Raw genomic sequence first — 20,557 nt, 5'->3', positions numbered from 1 at the left:
TAATTAACAAAAGCCACCTTGGTAAGCATACCAAGGTGGCTTTTTAGGTTTCTATTTATCTTTATTGCGTTTTCTTCTTTTTCTTAGTAGTAATGATGCACCAGCAAACAAACTAAAGACACTTAGTAAAGTGGTTGAAGTATGGTTCGAACCAGTTGCAGGTAATTGTTTTAATGAAGCTTTATCTTTCTGAGTTTCTTTAATTGATTTTCCTGCTTGGTTATCTAACTTCTGTTCACTTCTATCATGTTTCAATTTGTGAGAAGGTACTGCTTGACTAAATTCATTCTTATTAGAAATACCGTTTTGATTATGATCTTCATTACCATCGTAAATGCCATCACCGTCAGAATCAGAGTTTAGTGGATCAAGGTTGAGTAAACGTTCAACTTCATCAGGTAATCCATCGTTGTCATCGTCTGAATCGAGGTAATTTGGAATACCATCGCCATCCGTATCAATTTGTTTATCGATTTGACGTGTTGCATCATTTGGATAATCATCGTTTGAGTTAGGCGTACCATCCGCATCATTATCTTCGTCGCCGTCTGACACACCATCTCCATCTGAATCAGGATTCAATGGGTCGAGGTTGAGCAAACGTTCGATTTCATCCGATAAACCATCGTTGTCATCATCAGAATCGATGTAGTTCGGGATACCGTCGCCATCAGTATCGAGTTGTGTATCAATCTGACGTGTCGAATCATTTGGATAGTCATCTTTCATATTAGATGTGCCATCGCCATCAGTATCTTCATCGCCATCTTTAATGCCATCACCATTTGAATCAGGGTTCATAGGATCTAGGTTCAGAAGTCGTTCGATTTCGTCCGATAATCCATCGTTATCATCGTCTGAGTCGAGATAATTTGGAATACCGTCTCCATCTGAATCAAGTTGCTTATTGACTTGACGCGTCGCATCTTGAGGATAATCATCATTCACGTTAGGTGTGCCATCCGCGTCAGTATCTTCGTCGCCGTCTGTCACACCATCTCCATCAGAATCAGGGTTCATAGGATCTAAGTTGAGAAGACGTTCAACTTCATCCGATAATCCATCGTTATCGTCATCTGAATCTATGTGGTTAGGAATACCGTCTCCATCTGAATCAAGTTGCTTGTCGACTAGATGTGTCGCATCATTCGGATAGTCATCATTCGAATTAGGCGTACCATCTTGATCAGTATCTTCGTCGCCGTCTATCACACCGTTTCTGTCAGAATCTGGATTTAATGGATCTAGGTTTAGAAGTCGTTCAACTTCATCCGATAAACCATCGTTATCGTCATCTGAATCGATGTGGTTAGGAATACCGTCGCCGTCAGTATCGAGTTGTTTATCGATTTGACGTTTTACATCATTCGGATAATCATCTTTTGAGTTAGATGTGCCATCGCCATCAGCATCTTCATCGCCGTCTTTAAGACCATCGCCATCAGAATCAGAGTTCATAGGATCAAGGTTCAGAAGTCGTTCGATTTCGTCCGATAAACCGTCGTTGTCATCATCAGAATCGATATGGTTAGGAATTCCGTCACCATCCGTATCAAGTTGTTTATCGATTTGACGTTTTGCATCACTTGGATAATCATCGTTTGCGTTCGTCGTACCATCCGCATCGGCATCTTCATCGCCATCTATAACGCCATCACCATCAGAATCAGGGTTCACAGGATCGAGGTTTAGAAGTCGTTCGATTTCATCTGATAATCCATCGTTGTCATCGTCTGAATCGAGGTGATTTGGAATACCATCGCCATCCGTATCAAGTTGTTTATCGATTTGACGTTTTGCATCATTCGGATAATCGTCGTTTGCGTTCGTCGTACCATCCGCATCGGCATCTTCATCGCCATCTATAACGCCATCACCATCAGAATCAGGGTTCACAGGATCAAGATTTAAAAGTCTTTCGATTTCATCTGATAAACCGTCGTTGTCATCATCAGAATCGGCCAATTTTGGATTTAAACCTAAGACCGCTTCATCGGCATCATTTACGCCATCATTATCATCATCTGTATCTAGATGATCAGGTGTGCCATCAGAATCTGTATCAAGTTGTGTTAATACATCAGGGTTGCCATCACCATCTTTATCAGTTGGCGCGTTAGCATTTTCATACGATTCATCTTTATTTGGAATAGTATCTCCATCAGAGTCTTCATCACCATCAGCTGTACCATTATTATCAGAATCAGCTGATTTCGGATTTAATCCTAATAATGCTTCATCGGAATCATTGATACCATCATTATCATCATCGTTATCTTCGTGATCTGGTTGGCCATCATGGTCCGTGTCTAGAGCAGTATTAATATCAGCAACGCCATCTTGGTCTTTGTCTGTAAACGTCGCTGAATTCGGATCAGATTCATTCTTGTTAGGAATTGTATCTCCATCAGAATCCTCGTCGCCATCAGGCGTACCATTATTATTAGAATCTACTAACTTAGGATTTAAACCAAGTAATAGTTCATCTGCATCATTAATACCATCACCATCGTCATCATGATCTTGGTGGTCTGGCGTACCGTCTCCATCCGTATCAAGTTGCGTTGTAATATCAGGTTGACCATCTTGGTTTTTATCAGTGGCATCAGCACGATTAGGATTTGACTCGTCTTTATTTAAGATACCATCACCATCGAAATCTTCATCTCCGTCAGGTGTGCCATTTTGATTACTATCTTTAAGTTTAGGGTCTGTACCAATCAATGCTTCATCCGCGTTATTAATACCATCGCCATCGATATCCGTATCATCAACATCAGGCGTTCCATCACCATCTGTATCCTTTCTAGTTTGGATATCAGGTAAGCCATCTTGATCACGGTCTGTAGCAGTATTTAGCGTTGGGTCTGACTCATCTTTATTTAAAAGCCCATCACGATCAGAATCTTCATCACCATCAGGCGTACCATCATTGTTCGTATCGCGTACTTTAGGGTTCAAGTTCATTAAAGCTTCGTCTACGTCGTTTACGCCATCATTATCGTCATCAGGGTCATTTATATCTGGTGTACCATCATTATCAGTATCTAATTGTGTTAGAACGTCAGGATTGCCATCGTTATCTCTATCCGTTGCACGCTCACTATTCGGATCAGACTCATCTTTGTTCAAGATACCATCTTGATCACTGTCTAAGTCGCCATCAGGTGTACCGTCATTATCTGAATCAGCAAGTTTAGGATTGAGGTTGAGTAATTTTTCATCCTCATTGTTGATACCATCACCATCGATATCATGGTCGAGATAATTTGGTCTACCATCTTGATCCAAATCTTCGTTATCTTCTACAAAATCTTTTGTTGAAGCATCCGAATCTAAATGGTCAGCTTTAGTAGAAGTAATTTGAACTTCCGTGTCAATAGGTAAACCGTCAGGCGTAGCAATCACAAATGCGCCACTTTGATCTACTATAGCAGTAATTGGTTGTCCCGAACTATTTAAAATTGGTCCATTTTCGTTGATAAGCGTAACGAGAGAACCAGGCTCGGCTGTACCATGTATTTCAATAGTCGTTGATTTCAAATCATCCGTTACAACTGGTGTCTTAAGTTTCGGAAATTCTTTAACAGTTAAGTTAAATGTCTTACTCACTGTGTTACCTGCGTCATCTGTCAACGTCAACGTTATTGGTACAGCACCATTCGTTGGCAGAGCTGCAGAACCAATGATTTCTCCATTTTCAATACGTAAATTGATATTTGAATCAGTGCCTGTTAAAGACGCTACGTAGTTATTGCTATTATCACTAGCTACAAATGGAATTCGAATTTCTTTTGTTTTTAAAACAGTAACATCATTAATATCTTCAAGTGTTGGGTTAGTTCGATCTTCAACTTGGTCAGTATCCGAACTATCCGAATCAAGATGCTTATCTTTCGTTGCTTTTAAAGTAAGGGCAACATTCGGCGCTAATGGTTTATGAAGCGGAATGTTAAATGTGCCATCCTGAGCGACAACACCTGTGATTGGATTACCGCTTGAGTCTGTTAACGGATTGTTTCCATCATAAAGCGTAATCAAAGCACCTGGGTCAGCATTACCTGTAATGACATTACTATTCGTATCAATATCACCATTTATTGTTGGTTTAACTAACTTAGGTTGTTCAGCAACGTTTAAAGTAAGCGTATCTTCTGAAACGTTATGAGCTTCATCTTCTATTAAAAGTGTGAGTGTAATTGGTTGTTGCGTGACTTTAACAGGTGTACCACTTAAAACGTTATTCGTAATGTTTAAACCATGTGTATCTTGACCAGGCTTAAAGCTTATCGATAAACGGTTAGAATTTGATACGTTATCAGTACCACTTAGTTGAACTGGTGCTAAATCATAACCACGCATACCGTTGACTTCAAGAATGCCATTAGGTTTTGTAAGCGTTGGTGGCGTTTTATCTTCGATATGATCTACATCTGAACTATCAGAATCAAGATGTTTATCCTTTGTAGTTAGAACGGTTACTTCAGAATTGGCAGGTAGTGGATTCGGCAGACTAAGCGTAAAGCTGCCATCATTACCTACTATTGTAGTGATTGGTTGACCATTAGTTCTAATTACGTCTTGTTGATTATTCTTAAGATGAACTGTAGCGCCTGGTTCTCCAGTACCGGTAATTGATGTAGTCATAGAGTTAACATCTGTAGTAATAGTTGGTTTCATTAACTTCGGTTGTTCCGCAACAGTTAAGGAAACAGTCGTAATATCAGATTTGCCTGCTTGGTCTGTAACTCTAACTGAAAGTTCAATTGGATTAGTAATGACTTTGTTAGGTGTACCCACAATTTGATTGTTTTGGATTGATAAACCATGCGTGTTTTGACCTGGAACAAATTCATAAACAAGATTATTACTAGGCGTTTTGTTATCTCGGGCGTTAATTGTTACTGGCGAAATTTCATAGCCGCGCATTCCATTTATTGCAGGAATTTGATCAAAAACTGGATTTGTATCATCAGAGACGATAACTGGCGCTGATTCATCTGAATCAAGGTGCTTATCTTTATAAGAGATTGCTTTAAGTTCGCTATCTACATCGATTTTGTCATTAAGGTTAAATGTAAATCTTCCTGAAGCATTCGTGACTGCTTCAATTGGTGAGCCGCTTTGATCAATGACGAAGTTAGAACCATTCTTAAGTTTAACGACTGAACCTGCCTCAGCAGTTCCTGAAATCACTAATGATTCAGAAGTCACGTTAGTTGTAATAATAGGCGTACTTAATTTAGGTTGTTCAACGATATTTAGCGTAAACGTATTCGTATTTGTATTACCTGCTTGGTCCGTTACGCGTACAGTAAGTTCAACCGGTGAAGCCGTTACAGCTATTGGAGTACCCACGATTTGCTGGTTCTCGATACGTAAACCATTCGTATCTTGACCTAAAACAAATTCATATACTAAGTCACTTGGCGACGTAGCATTGTCAGATCCCGTTAAATTTACAGGCGTGATAGCATAACCACGCGTTCCATTAATATTTGAAATAGGGTTAAGTGTTGGGTTCGTCGCATCTTCCACGAAATCTACAGTAGATGGATCTGAATCTAAATGTTTGTCTTTAAAAGCCACAACAGTTACATTGCTTCCTGCATCTACTTTTTGAGGTAATGATAGTCTAAATTCTCCCTGGTTATTAGTTGTTACTTCAAGGGGTTGACCCTGAGCGTTAAGAATAAAGTCATTACCTTTTTTAATCTTGATTTTAGAACCATTTTCAGCTCTACCCGTAACTTCTGTTGTTTCAGAATTGATGTTCGTTGTAATCGTAGGTGTAACTAATTTAGGTTGTTCAACTACATTTAAAATAACTTTTTTAGTATCAAAGTTGCCCGCTTGGTCAGTTACTTTAACAGTTAACTCTACTGGAGAAGGCGTAACAATTGTAGGCACACCAACGATTTGTTTATTGACAATAGATAGACCATTCGTTGGTTGACCGGCAACAAATTCGTAAACTAAGTCATTACTAGACGTCGTATTATCAGTTGCCGTAAGTGTTATAGGTGTAATGTCGTAACCACGCATACCGTTAATATTCGCTATTGGATTTAGGGATGGATTTGTACGATCTATAACTGCTTTCATATCGGAAGCATCTGAATCTAAATGTAAATTTTTACTTGCTACGACAGTAATGTTGTCTCCTGTTGAGAAAGTGTTTGGTAATTGAATTGCGTAATGTCCATGATTATTTGTTACAGCAGTTAAAGGAGTGCCGTTTGCACCTGTTACTTCTTGATTACCTCTTAACAATTTAACAGTACTACCACTCTCAGCTGTACCTGTAATTTCATTCGTAACCGTAGAGATATCATGACTAATCGTTGGCTTGGCAAGTTTAGGTTGTTCTTCCACAGTAAAGGATACTGTTGAAGTACCAACGTTACCCGCTTCGTCAGTAACAGTTAAGTTTAATGTAACTGGTGAACTTAGAACTGTATTAGGAGCACCGACGATACGTTTGTTATCTATTCTTAAACCATGCGTATTTTGATTACCTGCAAAAGCATAAACTAAGTTGTTACTACGTGTCGTATTATCTGTACCACTTATTGCAACTGGTGTGATATCATACCCTCTTCGTCCATGAATTGGAGAAATAGGACTAATTGTAGGAAGTGTTTTATCCTCAACTAAATCAACTGTTGAAGGGTCAGAATCAAGATGTAAATCTTGCGATGCTATAGCTACTACACGATCACCTGTAACGAGTTTGTTCGGTAATTGAATATTGAATGTACCATTTTGATTCGTTGTAGTCGTTAAAGGCTGACCTTGGCTATTTGTAATATAATTCGTACCTTTTTTAAGCTTAATCGTACTACCGATTACTGCACTACCTGTAACAGTAGTCGTTTCAGTCGTAATATTATTTAAGCTAGGTGTAGGTGTTTTAGGTTGTTCGCGTACATTTAAAGTAAATTCGCCATCTTTAATATTGTTAGCTTCGTCAGTAATGGTAAATCTTACTGTAACGTCTCCATTAGTTACTTTATTAGGTCGTCCAGTAATGATACCACCGTCAATACTTAAGCCATAATTACCTTGGCCATTTGCGAAATCATATACTAAATTACCTGGCTGTGAAACGTTGTCATATGATGAAATATCTTGACTTACTTCATGTCCTCTAGTGGTATTAATAGGCGCTATAGCGTCATATTCTGGTGCTGTACCATCTGAAACAACGATAGTGTCAGAAGGGTCTGAACTACGATGTTTCGTTTTAGAAGCGGATACGGTTACGTTTGAATACGCTTCTATAGGTGTTTCTAGATTAATAGTAAAAGCACCTGTTGCATCAGCTACTGCCGTAATAGCATCATGAGAACTATTTTCTAACGGATTATTGTTAACTGTAACACTTACCGTTGCGTTTGGTGCTGTAGTACCCGTTATTGTTAGATCATCACTGTTAATATCATTTACTTGAGGTGGATCTAATTGAGGTTGTTCAACGACTGTCATTCTAAAAGAATGTTCTGATGAGTTACTAGCGCCATCTGTAGCTACGAGTGTTACGATTTCATTTGTTACTGGACTTGATGCAATACCAGTCAACATACCATTTTGAACAGTTAAGTTTTGAGTATTAGCAGAACCTCTCTTAACCGAGAAAATTATAGAATTAGGACTTGTTGCATTATCCGTAGCTCTTAAAGGAATGCTTATGTCATCTCCCACAGTTAGATTTAAATCATTTAGATTTGAGGTATCAATAACTGGTACAGTTTTATCGACTACAATCAACTCGCGAGATGGTAAAGAGTCTAAATGTAAAGGTAACGACGCAATAGCAGTTATGGAAGCGAGGTATGGTAAAGGTTGACTTAAATTAAAGATAAATTTACCTCTACTATTCGCCGTTGCAACTAATGGTTGATTATTGCTATCCGTGATAAAGTTTGGTCCGTTTTTTAATCGAACTGTTGAATTAGGTGTCGAAGTACCTGAAATTTCAGTTGTGTTTGTATTTATACTAGAACTAAATAATGGTGTTGCAGCATGAGGTTGCTCGCGTACTTCTAACGTAAACGATGCTAATCGTTCGTTATTAGCTTCATCAATAATTTTAAACTGAATTGGTTTTGGTGAAGTCACGGAAGTCGCCGTACCTGTAATATGTGTATTAGAAATAGAGATACCATGTGTCTCTTGATTAGGCACTAATACTACACGTAAATTTTGTTGTGAAGTAACATTATCTCTTAAGGTGATGGCTGTATTTACTCTATGGCCTCTTGTCACTGTAACTCTAATTGCTTTAGGTGTTGATGGTGGTGTTGCATCTTCAACGACGTCAACGCTTGAAGCATCAGATTCTCTAAAGTTTGTTTTTGTAGCAACAGCTATGACTTCACTACCTGCAGGTAGTTTACTTGCCAACGTGAATCTATAGCTACCATTTGCGCCAATTGTATAAGCAAGTTCTTTATTGCCACGATCTCTTAGAACTTCCGTACCATTATAAAGTTTTACTGTTGAACCTACCACACCTGTACCATGAACGATTGTAGTTTCTGAGTTAATATTTGTTGTAATAGTTGGCGCAGCTAGTTTTGGATAATCGTTAACAGTTAACGTTACAGTTCCCCATGCAAAGTTGCCGGCTTCATCTGTAACTTTCATGCGTATACGTTTTGTACCGTTCGTTAATTTTGTTACCGGACCATTAATCGTTTGACCACTAATAGTTAAACCATAAGTATCCTGACCTGCTTCAAATTCATATCTTAAGTTCTGAGGCGTTGTTACATTATCACGACCTACGATAGATATTTGAACAGGGTCATTAATTGTTTTAACGATTGGTGCAATGTAATCATAAGTAGGGAATGTCGCATCAGATACGGTTTTAACGTCCGAAATTTCAGAATCATTGTGACGCGCTTTAGTTGCTGTAACGGTAATTTGAGCGCCAGCCTGTAATCTGTTAGCTAAATTAAACACAAAGTTACCGTTGCTATCGGCTACAGTAGTAATTGGTTGTCTATTGCTGTTAACTACAGGAACATTATTATTACGTAAAGTCACTGTAGCTCCAGCGGTCGTAGCACCAGTTACCCGATTCATTTCACTAGTTAAGTCACCACTAATAGTAGGTTTTGCTACTTGAGGTTTCGCATTAACTTTTAAATTAAATGTTCGAGAGTTTTCATTTTTACCTTTATCAATTACTTTAACATGAATACTCACATTAGTTAGTAATGGATCTGAAGCGGTACCTACAATTCGGTTGCCTTCAATACGCATGCCATGCAAATTTTGACCCTCTTCAAATGCATATACTAACTCGTTTGCAGGTGTGTAGTTATCATTACCTGTAAGCGTAATATTATAAGCGTCACCTTCAAGAATCTCTTGATCAGGGATTACACTCATGTTCGGTCTTGTTTTGTCAGAAACTACAACCGGTGCTGAAGGCGGAGAACCATTATTTGGATATTGCGCTACTATAACGTCTCCAGCTTGAAACTTACGGTCTAATCGAGCTGACGCCCATCCTCCTGACATTGATGATACAAATGCGTAAGAAGGTGCTCCATTAGACTCAGTATATAATACACCATTTCGATACAAATCAATTCTACCGAATTTATTACCATGCACTCTCAAGAACTGAGTTTCAGAGTTAGCACTTGCAGGGTCTATGATAGGCGCATTAGCCTGAGGTCGAGCACTTACTAGCATTGTAAAAGTCTCAAGTCTTGTATTACCTACTTCATCCGATATTATGACTTGTATAGGTTGGTTATGCATTTGTAAATTCGCGGTACCTCTTAAACGATTATGATCGATAACTAATCCATAAGTATTAGTTCCTGGTGGAAAACTATAAGTTATACGATGTGGTTCAGTAACATCATCTACAGCTTGTAAATCAATACTAATTGGATCTTGATCTGTATACGAATTCGTCGTAGGTGTTGTTAAACGAGGTGGATTACCTCGAGAAACAGTTACTGGCGCTGAATCATTAGAATCTTGATAGCCTGCTTTTGTCGTGTATGCTCTAATAATTTGTCCAGCTGGGACACGGTTATTTAATCTAAAACTATAAAAACCTCTATCATCTGTATCAACTAATTTTGGTTGACCATTGAGCGTTAAAGGTGTGCCATTAACTTTGACACCTACTCGAGTACCTGGTATAGCTTTACCTGTAACAACCCACTCTTCGTTATTAACCGGGTTTAAAGTCGGTGCTTCTAAACGCGCTTTTTGAACAGTGATATTAAAAGTTCTCGACGTCTCATGATTCCGGTTATCGTATGCACGAACAGTTACCGTTTTAGTACCCAATTCTGTAGGGAAACCGTGAATTTCATTATTTGCTGAATCGAATAATAAACCTTGTGGTAAGTTTGTAACAGTTATTCTTGAAACCACTTTGTCGTCATGAGCTCTGACACGAATTGGTTCAATACCTGCATCTTTTAGTACTGTCTTGTTCGCTATTGGATCAATTGTAGGCGGTGTATCTTTATTTAAATTTCTAAAGTCAAAGAAGTTAGCTGATTAACTACCCTTCATGATTTTTTCAGGGCTACCACGGTCTATTACAGGCCAATGCGTCTGTAGTTTTGTGTTTGCCTGGTCTAATTCAAACCATGAATCTAAATGTAATAATTTAAAGCCTAAAGACTGTTTTAATGCTTTTTCCATAGAGTCGAAAGTCACATTGTCTTTTAAATAGTAACGTGTCGCGAACGAAACAGGAGAATTATCGTTCTTAGTTAATACTTCACGCCAATTGTTTTCAGCTGTTCTAAAGTTATCAAGAGTCTCAGCATTAGGGTTAATGATAGACCATTTCGAACCTTGGCTTGTATCAAGCAAACCATTACTATCAAGTGTAAATCTGTGAGCCTTCTTACCAGTAGCTTGTTCTTGACCTTCGATATCGTTGTTATTCGTTTGGAATAATTCTACAAGTTCAGGACGTACGAAAGGTAATAATTCTCTAGGTAATTGCTCTTTAAAATATAACAATGAATAACGTAGTTGTTCATTCGTTGTCGCATTACCCCTAGGCTGGAAGTTGTGTTTCACCATAAATGTTTTATCTTTACGGTTTACGACGATGTTACTATTCATAGGTCTAATAAAGAAGCCTGATGGATTATTCAAGCTATCAATAATTGGAAAGCCTTGTTGTTCACGACCGCCGTATTGTTTTAACGTAATTAACGTATTTTGTACCGAGTTCGCGATAATACCGTTTCTTGTATCTTCAAGAGAAGATGTCACATAAACTGGAATGTCATCCGTGAAACCAAGTGATCTTAATGTCTGACCATTTTTCAACTTGATTTTAAGTCTTACTTCTTTCGTTCTTGCATTTCTTAAAAGACTCGTAAATTGACGTACTTCAGTATCCCAGTTAGAACCATCGTAGTTACGTGTGAAACCTACTGTGTTGTTGCCATCTTCGATAACGATTGCTTCAATATTTTTGTAGAATTTCGGTTGACGGAAAGATAAATGTAGTCGTTCTTCATTAGTAGAATAGTTGTTATTACCAGGGAATGTAACATATCTCAACAAGATTTCGCTTGTGTTAGATACAAATTCCTGATGTAAACCTGCACCTTTTAAACCATAAGGGTCACCGTTTTGGTTTCTCACACGACGACGGTTTTCATTATAGTTTAACCAGTTGAAATCAAGATGCAAGTCCATACCATCTGTAAAATTTAATGGGTGGTCGTAATCATTTAACATAAGCGTTCTAGGATCGTTTGGATCCCCATAGATAAAGCTATGTCGGTTACTTCGATCTTGCGTAGGCGTTGGATCGTTAGTAGCACGCTTTGAACGCTTTCTTATAGGATTATTCTCTGGTGGTGTAGCTTCACGGAGCGAGTTAGCTTCTAATGAACGCTTGCCTCGACGACGTGGTTTACTATCTTCAGTCGCTTCACGTGATTCAGCTTTAGCCTTCTCAGTTTTAGGCGTATCTTCTTTCTGAGATTCCTCTGACTTAGAAGCTTCGTCTTCCTTATCAGATTTAGCTTCCTTCTCAGATTTTTCTTCTTGAGTCTCTTCGTCTTTTTTATCTTTTTCTTCGACTTTGTCTTTAGCGTCGTCTTCTGACGCTTCACTCTCAGTTTCAGTTTTACTCTCATAATCTAATACTTCGTCTTTTACATTTAATGTATTCGTATCATCAGATGTCTCAGATTCTAGTGGCGTAATTGCTTCCTCTGGCTTCGGTGTGTCCGCTTCTTCTTTATCTGATTCTGACTCATGAATAGTAGTAGCAATTACATTTGATTCACGATGTGTCGTTTCATCTGCAAATGCGGTTGATTGACTACCTAGAAAAAGTAAGGTACCTATTACGGTAGAAAATAAACCGACATTATATTTTCTTATACCGAATCTTTGTATCTTTTGATGTCTCATATTCAGTCCTCATTTCGTGGTGTTAGTTTCGGTTACTTCGTTCTATCTCAGTATCCTAATGTTAGTTATGCTTTCTACTGCGGTAACTTAATAAGATACTTCCTCCAACTAAAAGTGAAATCATACCAATGTTAATTAATTTTTGATGATCGAATTCACCTGTTTGTGGCAACATCTTCTGAGTTTGTTGCGCTTTAGCTGATTTGGCTTTTGAAGGCGTTGAATCCTCGCTTCCATGACTCGTATTGACCGAAGTTGGTAAAGGTGTCACGACTGTATCAGCATTGTCTTTTTTCTTAACCTCTGGCATGAATTGCAACGGATTAGCAGGATCTTTAGGATAGTGATTTGCTTTTAAGTATTGGTTGATTGATTCAGCATAGTTAGCTTCAAGCTTAAGCAATGCTTCATAGAAATCATCATTAAACACAGAACTATCCGCTTTAACCTTTTCTTGTTCGACAAGCGCTTTAAACTTTGCAAATTTTTCTTTTAGCAACGTCAATTGTTTCAATGCCTCTTCTTTATTTAAACCATCAAGGTTCATTTCTAACTCTTTTAAAAGCCCTTTCCAGTCAATTTCTTTATCTTCTACAGGTGGTTTATCACCCGCTTTTGCTTCACGTGCCTCAACCTCTGTCATTAATTTTACGAGCTGGTCGTGTAACTTAAGCAGTTTATCTATTGTTTCCTTGTTATTGACGATTGTCGTACCATTTTTTAAATCTTCTTCAGCTAACTTTTTCAATAACTCAAGTTGTTTATTAACTTCAACCAAGTACGCTTTTAACTCGTCTTTCGACATTTTAGAAAGATCCTTAGGCTCAGGTTTCGTATTTTCCTGATTAGCTTCCGACTCTTGTTTATCAACGTGCGCTTTTAACTCTAATAACTTATCTCGCAATTTAACGAGCTTCTCTATTGTTTCTTTGTTGTTCACAATAGTAGTTCCATTTTTCAAATCTTCTGCAGCCAGTGACTTAAGCAATTCAAACTGCTTATTAACTTCAACTAAGTACCCTTTCAATTCATCTTTTGTCATTTTTGAAAAGTCGATTGGTTGAGACGTCTCTTCAGCTTCTTTTTTATCGACTGCTGCTTTTAACTCTTGAGCATTTTTAAACAAGGTTTGTAGCTTTTTAAGCGTGTCATCCGAAATAGCACTACTATTTGGATTATTTTTCTCAGCTTCTACGATTGTTTTAAGCGCACTAAACTGATCGTTAATTTCCTTCAAATACGCTTTTAAACCTTCCTTATCGAGTTGATTGATTTTACGTTTAAATTCGTTATATACAACTACGATGTTAGAAGGTTCAGAATATTTATAGCCTGTTTTAGACGCTACCGCATAAAACGACGCATCTTCCATATTTGAAAAGTCATAATCTACGTTAAAAGTACCGTCAGAATTCGTTACCGTTGACAAAGGACTTTGATTGGCATCCAACAAAGGACGCGTATGCTTCGTCACTTGATTTCCCTTTTCATTATAGAAAAAGTTGACTGTTGTATCGGGTTCAGATGTGCCGCGAATGAAAGTAGATTGAGTAGTGATATCATTGGTAATTATAGGTTCAAATAATTTTAAGGCCTCGTTAACACGAACATAATATTCAAGAAATTCTTCTTGGTTATCCTTCTTAGTCGCGCGAATGGTTAAGGGTTTCAAATCAGTTGGCGTCGTTAAGGTACCCTCGATATAGGTTTTGTTAATATTTAAACCATGTGTGTCTTGTCCCTCTTTGAAAGAAAATGTGGCTTCATTGTCGCCAGCGTAGTTTGGTGCTTCGATAATAGGCTGATTAACGACTTCACCTTCATGGCCTTTTATCGTGTGAGCGTGGACATACTCATTGTTTTGATCAGGGACTGTGGAGTTGGTAGTTTCTTCAGCTTCAGCTACATAATTACCACCCAAAAGGATAGTTGTACCAAGTAAAGCTGAGTAAATACCCTTCTTATACTTTCGTATACTAAATCTTTGATGTTGACTCATTGATGATACCTCTTTTCTTGATGTGCTTTTATATTGAGAAATAATAGTTTGCTTAAATTATTTATAATATATTGAAACATATAATGTCAATATAAAAGCGGGAATCATTAAATAAATATATCAATTTAATTGGCCGCGGGTGTAAAAGAAATTCATTTTGATATAATATTAAGTAAGAAATCGAAAAGGATGAGTAATAGATGGCTAAAATTGCGTTTGATGCTGCAACGAGAGGAAATCCTGGCGAGAGTGTTTGTGGCGTAGTTATTGCTTTAGAGAACGAGCGTATTAAAGAAACCAAATATTTAGGTATTACTGATAATCATTCTGCTGAATGGGAAGCGTTATTATATGCCTTACATTTAGCAATCCAACATGGCGTCAAAAATGCTTTCATTCAAACAGATTCCAAATTAGTGGAAGATTCTATTTTAGACGACCAAGTTAAAAGCGAAAAGTTCAAGCATTACTTTCAAACTTATAAATCACTTGAACACGAGTTTGATTTAGTTTTTGTTAAATGGGTACCCCGCGACCAGAATAAAGAAGCGAACCAGCTCGCGCAACAAGCGCTTAGAAAGATGAAATAATCCTTAGTACCTCAACATAAAAATTGAGCCCCCTCAATGACTGTTACATCATTGAGAGGGCTTTTTCTAGAGTGAAAATTTAAATAAAATTTGACGTAATATAGCGTTTGGAAACGCGTAATTCGTGCTCGTCACAAACGTTCAAAATGAGCGGTAAGTTAAGACGATATCGCATGTTTTCAATTAAAGACTCATGGTCTAAAGGCACGTCTGTATGAATTTGAGCTAACGATTTAGATAACTTTAAAGCGTCAACATTCGTATTGATCTTCGTTTGTTGGCCTTTCGTTAGTTGATCGATATTGTCTAGCACACCTTCTACAGAATGATGATTTTGAATCAGTTTCACTGCCGTTTTCTCACCGATACCTTTAACGCCGGGATATCCATCTGCCGTATCACCCATAAACGCCTTTACATCTACGAGTTGATGTGGTTGTAGGTCATATTCCGTATTAAAACGTGACATATCGTAACGGTTATATATCTTAAAGCCTTTTTTAATGAGCCATATTTCAACATGTTCATCAATACATTGTAATAAATCTCGGTCGCCAGTCACGATAAACACTCGGTTCTCTTTAGCATAATGTTTCGCAATCGTTCCCATTACATCGTCCGCTTCATAATTCACAACGCCGATATTATGGAAACCTAGAGCTCCAGAGAGTTCTTTGACGTGATCAAATTGTGGTATGAGTTCTTCTGGTGGCGCCTTGCGATTTGATTTATAGGCTTCGAACATATCATTTCTAAAGGTCTTTTGACCCATATCCCAACACACCGCTACGTGAGTTGGTTTAATGTCATGCACAGCTTGTATGACATGTCGAATAAATCCTTGAGTACCGTTTGTAGGCACCCCTTCACTATTTCTCATAAACTGCTTGTGAATGCTTGTCGCATAGAAATGGCGGAATAAGAGCGCCATACCATCTATGAGTAAAATGCGTTTCTCCATAAGTGACCTTCCTTTATGCTTTCAAATCTAAACGGTCGAGTTCAGCAATCGCTTCTTGTAATTGACCAAGCAATGCCTCATCCATGCTAAAGTTTAAAATACCGTCGATTTGAGAATTTGCTTCCGTTTCAAATGCTTCGACTTGATTATCGAGTGCTTTAAGTTGTTGATTTTTAAGCGTCATGAGACTATTTCTTAATTTTGAAAAGCCATCTCCCAATAATGTGACTGAAAGATTCAATATCGTTTCTTGAATTTGTTTTTGTTTCTCATGGTTTAAAATATTTTTCTTCGTTAACTGCTTAGGTAAGCCTTCGACAAACTGATCTAAATCAATATTTAAATAGGATTCATTAATTTCATCGACATCTACTTTAAAAGTAGGATGAATTAAAACATGTCGTTGTTGTAACTCTTTAATTGTTGGTGCAATTTCATTTTCATAAGTTGAAATTATAAAGCGTTTTAATCTTTCAATCATTAAAGTTTGTTCAAGATATAAACGTTGTTGAATTTGATCTAAATACACCTTCGACGCTAAACGTTTTTCTTGATTAAAGTTAGACGTGTTTGTCATTTGACCATTAAATACCGATTTCACTTCATCTAAAAATTGAATTTTCAAGCGTTCTGATAAGTGATAAATTTGATCTTCAATTTCATTTTCAGATTTAATATTTGTCGTATCTAAGAACTTATCTTTAAAGACTTTAGGTGATTTAATTTGTTTTAAGTCTTGTTTATTTTTCTCAAGTTCGGATTTATTATTTTGATGTTCATCAATCATTGATTTAAATGAAACGTTCATTTGTGTAAGTTGTTGACACATTGCATGTTCTAAAACATGTTTAGATTCGACTTTTGCAAAATGCGTAATACTATCATGAAGTTGATTTATACCGTCATCACCTGACTGTAATGCATTACGACTTGAAACACCAAAGATTTCTGGATGCATATCAACTTGTTGCAATGCATCATCTACATATTGAATAACATCTTCTTCATCTTGCTTAGTTTCAGCTAAATCTACTGCATTTACAACCATCTTGAATGCTTGGTTCTCGATAAGTTGGTTCATATCTTTCATGTGTTTAATGAACGCTTTGTCATTATCTGTAAACGAATGATTAAAATAACTCACGTATAATATTAAATCAGAAGAAGTTAAGATTTTTTCCGTCTCATTTGTATGACGTTGGTTATTAGAGTGTAAACCAAGTGAATCAACAATAATCTTATCTTGTAACCAAGGATGTTCTAATTGAATATGTACGGTTTTAACAAACGTCGCGTATTCATCTTCAGCACTCCACTTTTTAATTTCATCTTGTGGAATTTCTTGATACGCACCCTTTTCAAGCATTGATAGGTACATATCATGATGTTGTTCAATAGCCTTTAAAAAGGCAAGCTGATTCTTCTCTATAGCTTGATAAAGTTTCTTATGGTTCTTGCTAGTAAATGACTCAACTGAATCATAAACCTCGCCCACAATTTCAGTTACATTATTAATTTCTTCAAGTAACTCATCTTGTGTCTTTAATGTAATCGCACTATTGTTACCGTAACTAATCTCAGTTGTAGCTGCAGTCGTTGGGTTTGGCGAGCTTACAAGGTAATGATCACCGAGTAAAGCATTAATTAAGCTACTTTTACCCGCACTAAATGTTCCGAAGACACCAATTTTAATAAGCTGATTATCGAGTCGATCTAACGTATTTTGAATGTCGTTCTTATTTGACTCAAATAGCGGGATATCTTTTACGACTTGTAGACCACTTTCTACCGTTTCGCGGTAACGTTTACCGTCCGTTTCGGTCTCTTTCGATTTTGTTTCGCGTGCTTCAGTTTGTTTTTCTGTCTCTTTAGGTTCATATTGAATTTCGGTACGATCAATGAGTTTATCTAAAGAATCATCCATATGAATATAATAATGTTTGTAATTTTGAGTTTCTAACGATTGTTTCAAATTTCTTAAATTCATATAAATTTGGTAATCATCATTTTCATCTTGTTGTTGATCATCAACTTCTTCAACTTCAACATTTTGAATTATGTCATTTACTAGAGGCTCTGATTGCTTTAAGATTTGTTGTTTTAGCTTTTTCATTAAATCATCGCAATACGTTAATACATAATTATTACTTATTGAAATTTGAGGTTGATATAAATCTTCTAATGTTGCAGGTTCAATCGTATAACTTTGATTTAAGATACGCTCGTTAATGTCTTTTGACGTGGTAAAGCGTGTTAAGAATGACATGTCTTCGCGCATAACTTTGGTTATCTCGTTATCTACCTTTTGTTGCAGATGTTCTACCGCAGCATCCAAGCGTTTCTGGCGTTCTTCTTCAGTCTTTTTCTTCTTATTGAAAAAGCCACCTACTTTAAAATCCTTCGTCATGCTTTCTAAATAATGCTTAATCGTTTCACGCATATCATGCGTCATAACATAAGAGTTATCAATAATGTTGCGGCGTTTATCATATAAATAGTTATATAATGCTTCAGAATCATTTAACAAACGCGACTCTTCGCTAACAGATTGATGTTGCTGATGACGGATATAAGCCTCATCAAATTCCGTTGCTGAAACTTCAAGCGCTTCAAGAATGCTCTCCATATGATTGTTAATATATGACAGTTGATGTTCCGTAATAAAATCAACCATACGATTAACATAAACATCCATCGGTTCACGGTCATGGTCTTTTTGAACGAGATATTCCGATAAATCTTGAAGTTGATTATGTGGTGTTTCAAATTTTGACACGTAAAACACATCTTCTAGTTTAATATCCCATTCTTCGACCGACTTCATCACGCGAGACTTAAATGTATCAAACGAAATTTCATCTTCGTTATGTTTATCAATTTGGTTGATAACGAATACAAGCGGAATGCCAGCTTGATTAAGTTCTTTCATGAAGCGGAAGTTCATCGCAGATTGTACGTGGTTATAATCTACTGTATAGAAGATAATATTACTTGTGTATAAGAAGCTCTCAGCACTTGAACGGTGTGTTTGAACATTAGAATCTACACCTGGTGTATCTTGAAGTGTGAAGCCATTACTAAACTTATCTGTTTCATAATTAATTTCAATCGATTCTATATCTACATTTTCACGGTTTAAAGATTTAACTTCGTCATAATTACTTAATTTGGTATAACGTTGACCTTCAATGTTCGCGATAATATTAGCCTCTTCTGAAGCTGTAACAATCGCAGTGTTACTTGTAGTAGGTACGGGAGAACTTGGCAGAATTTCTTGTTCAATAATGTTATTGATGAGTGTTGATTTTCCTGCTGAAAAGTGACCTACGAAAGTCGCTGTGTATTGCTCTAAATAAACCTTTTTAATAATTTGATTAATCGTATGAATAAACGATTGATGATCAGATTTTTCAATCTCTTTTTTCAATTTATATAAAATGTCTAATTGTTCATCTTTAGTCATTAAATTGGCTCCCCTTGTATAAATACTCTTGATACATATTGTATATCATTTATTGATGAGTCAAAAGAGAATTTAATTGATTATCGCCATAATTTTGTAACTTTTATGAATTTATGCATAGTGTGTCTATAAAGTGCTTTTAAAAAAGAAAATGATATAAAAAAGAACGAAACCGAAGTTCCGTTCTTAAATAAAATTATACTGGATTTTTAGATTTACGAATTGTTAAGTATTTTGAAATACTATATAAAATAATACCAATCCATATAAATATGAATGTTATTAATTGGTTAATGTCAAACTTTTCATGGAAGACAAATATACCAAGAATGAAGATTAATGTTGGACCAACATATTGAATGAAGCCAACTAATGATAACGGTATACGTTTAGCGCCTGCAGAGAATAGTATGAGCGGTATCGCGGTGATGGCACCTGAGAACAATAACCAGAATGTTGACATGTTCCAACCTGATGAAACTTGGCTTGTTTGGAATAAGTACCAAATGTAGATGATACCAGCAGGAGCTGTTACGATACATTCAATTGTAATACTACTTAACGCGTCAATGTTAATAGACTTCTTAATGAGGCCATAAAAACCAAAGCTAAATGCGAGTAGTAGTGAAATATATGGAAATTCACCTATTTTTAGCGTCATAAAGATAACACCTATCGTTGCTAAAGCAATGGCGATCCATTCAAGTTTGGTAAAGCGTTCCTTTAAAAAGATGAGAGCGAGCACAATACTTACTAAAGGATTGATATAATAACCTAAACTTGCTTGAAGTACGTGGCCATGATCAACGGCGTAGATGAATGTACCCCAGTTAATTGTGATAATGTAACCAGCCACGACGATTGCAACAAATTTAGTCGGAAATTGTTTTAAGTAATGTAAATCTTTCTTAAGTGCGCCCGTCTTATTAATAATTGGTAGCAAAATGACCATGAAAATGAGAGAAAGAATTATCCTAAACGCGAGTGTTTCAAACGAGCCGATACCTTTAACGAGTGACCAATATATGGGTAAGATGCCCCATAGTATGTATGCACCTAGCGATAAAAAGATGCCTCGTTTAAATTCTTGATGCATATAATTCCTCCTTTAAACC

At 36.8% G+C, this 20,557-nt stretch carries 7 protein-coding genes; 1 reads left to right on the top strand and 6 read right to left on the bottom strand.

What is annotated here, in order from left to right; genetic code table 11:
* Positions 1 to 51: 51 nt before the first annotated feature.
* The 3 genes from ACF3N8_RS08420 to ACF3N8_RS08410 form a co-directional block, all read right to left on the bottom strand.
* The gene (locus ACF3N8_RS08420; protein ID WP_392449824.1) at positions 52 to 10,410 is read right to left on the bottom strand and encodes an Ig-like domain-containing protein; all 10,359 of its coding nucleotides are present in this window, start codon (positions 10,408 to 10,410) and stop codon (positions 52 to 54) included.
* A 129-nt stretch (positions 10,411 to 10,539) separates the two neighbouring features.
* On the bottom strand, positions 10,540 to 12,429 hold the full coding sequence (locus ACF3N8_RS08415; protein ID WP_238101883.1) for a YSIRK-type signal peptide-containing protein: 1,890 nt from the start codon (positions 12,427 to 12,429) through the stop codon (positions 10,540 to 10,542).
* 61 nt (positions 12,430 to 12,490) lie between these two features.
* Entirely contained in the window at positions 12,491 to 14,428 is a 1,938-nt protein-coding gene (locus tag ACF3N8_RS08410; protein WP_238101882.1) for a YSIRK-type signal peptide-containing protein, read from the bottom strand.
* A gap of 200 nt (positions 14,429 to 14,628) precedes the next feature.
* Between ACF3N8_RS08410 and ACF3N8_RS08405 the strand changes: the two genes are divergently transcribed.
* Positions 14,629 to 15,018, top strand: a complete 390-nt coding sequence (locus ACF3N8_RS08405; protein ID WP_009383788.1) for a ribonuclease HI family protein — start codon at positions 14,629 to 14,631, stop codon at positions 15,016 to 15,018.
* Between the two features lie 79 nt (positions 15,019 to 15,097).
* On the opposite strand, the gene ACF3N8_RS08400 is transcribed toward ACF3N8_RS08405, so the two are convergent.
* The 3 genes from ACF3N8_RS08400 to rarD form a co-directional block, all read right to left on the bottom strand.
* Positions 15,098 to 15,979, bottom strand: coding sequence for a 5'-3' exonuclease (locus ACF3N8_RS08400; RefSeq protein ID WP_009383787.1), 882 nt, complete (start codon positions 15,977 to 15,979; stop codon positions 15,098 to 15,100).
* A gap of 13 nt (positions 15,980 to 15,992) precedes the next feature.
* Positions 15,993 to 19,442: a dynamin family protein gene (locus ACF3N8_RS08395; protein WP_392449823.1), complete on the bottom strand. Its 3,450-nt coding sequence runs from the start codon at positions 19,440 to 19,442 to the stop codon at positions 15,993 to 15,995.
* Positions 19,443 to 19,638: 196 nt separating this feature from the next.
* Complete coding sequence (rarD, locus tag ACF3N8_RS08390) at positions 19,639 to 20,538, bottom strand: EamA family transporter RarD (protein ID WP_392449822.1); 900 nt, start codon at positions 20,536 to 20,538, stop codon at positions 19,639 to 19,641.
* Positions 20,539 to 20,557 lie beyond the last annotated feature (19 nt).

The sequence above is a fragment of the Staphylococcus massiliensis genome, assembly GCF_043186315.1.
Classification (GTDB): Bacteria; Bacillota; Bacilli; order Staphylococcales; family Staphylococcaceae; genus Staphylococcus; species Staphylococcus massiliensis.
Note: the sequence above shows the minus strand (reverse complement) of the source record. Positions and strands in the feature narration are given on the sequence as shown.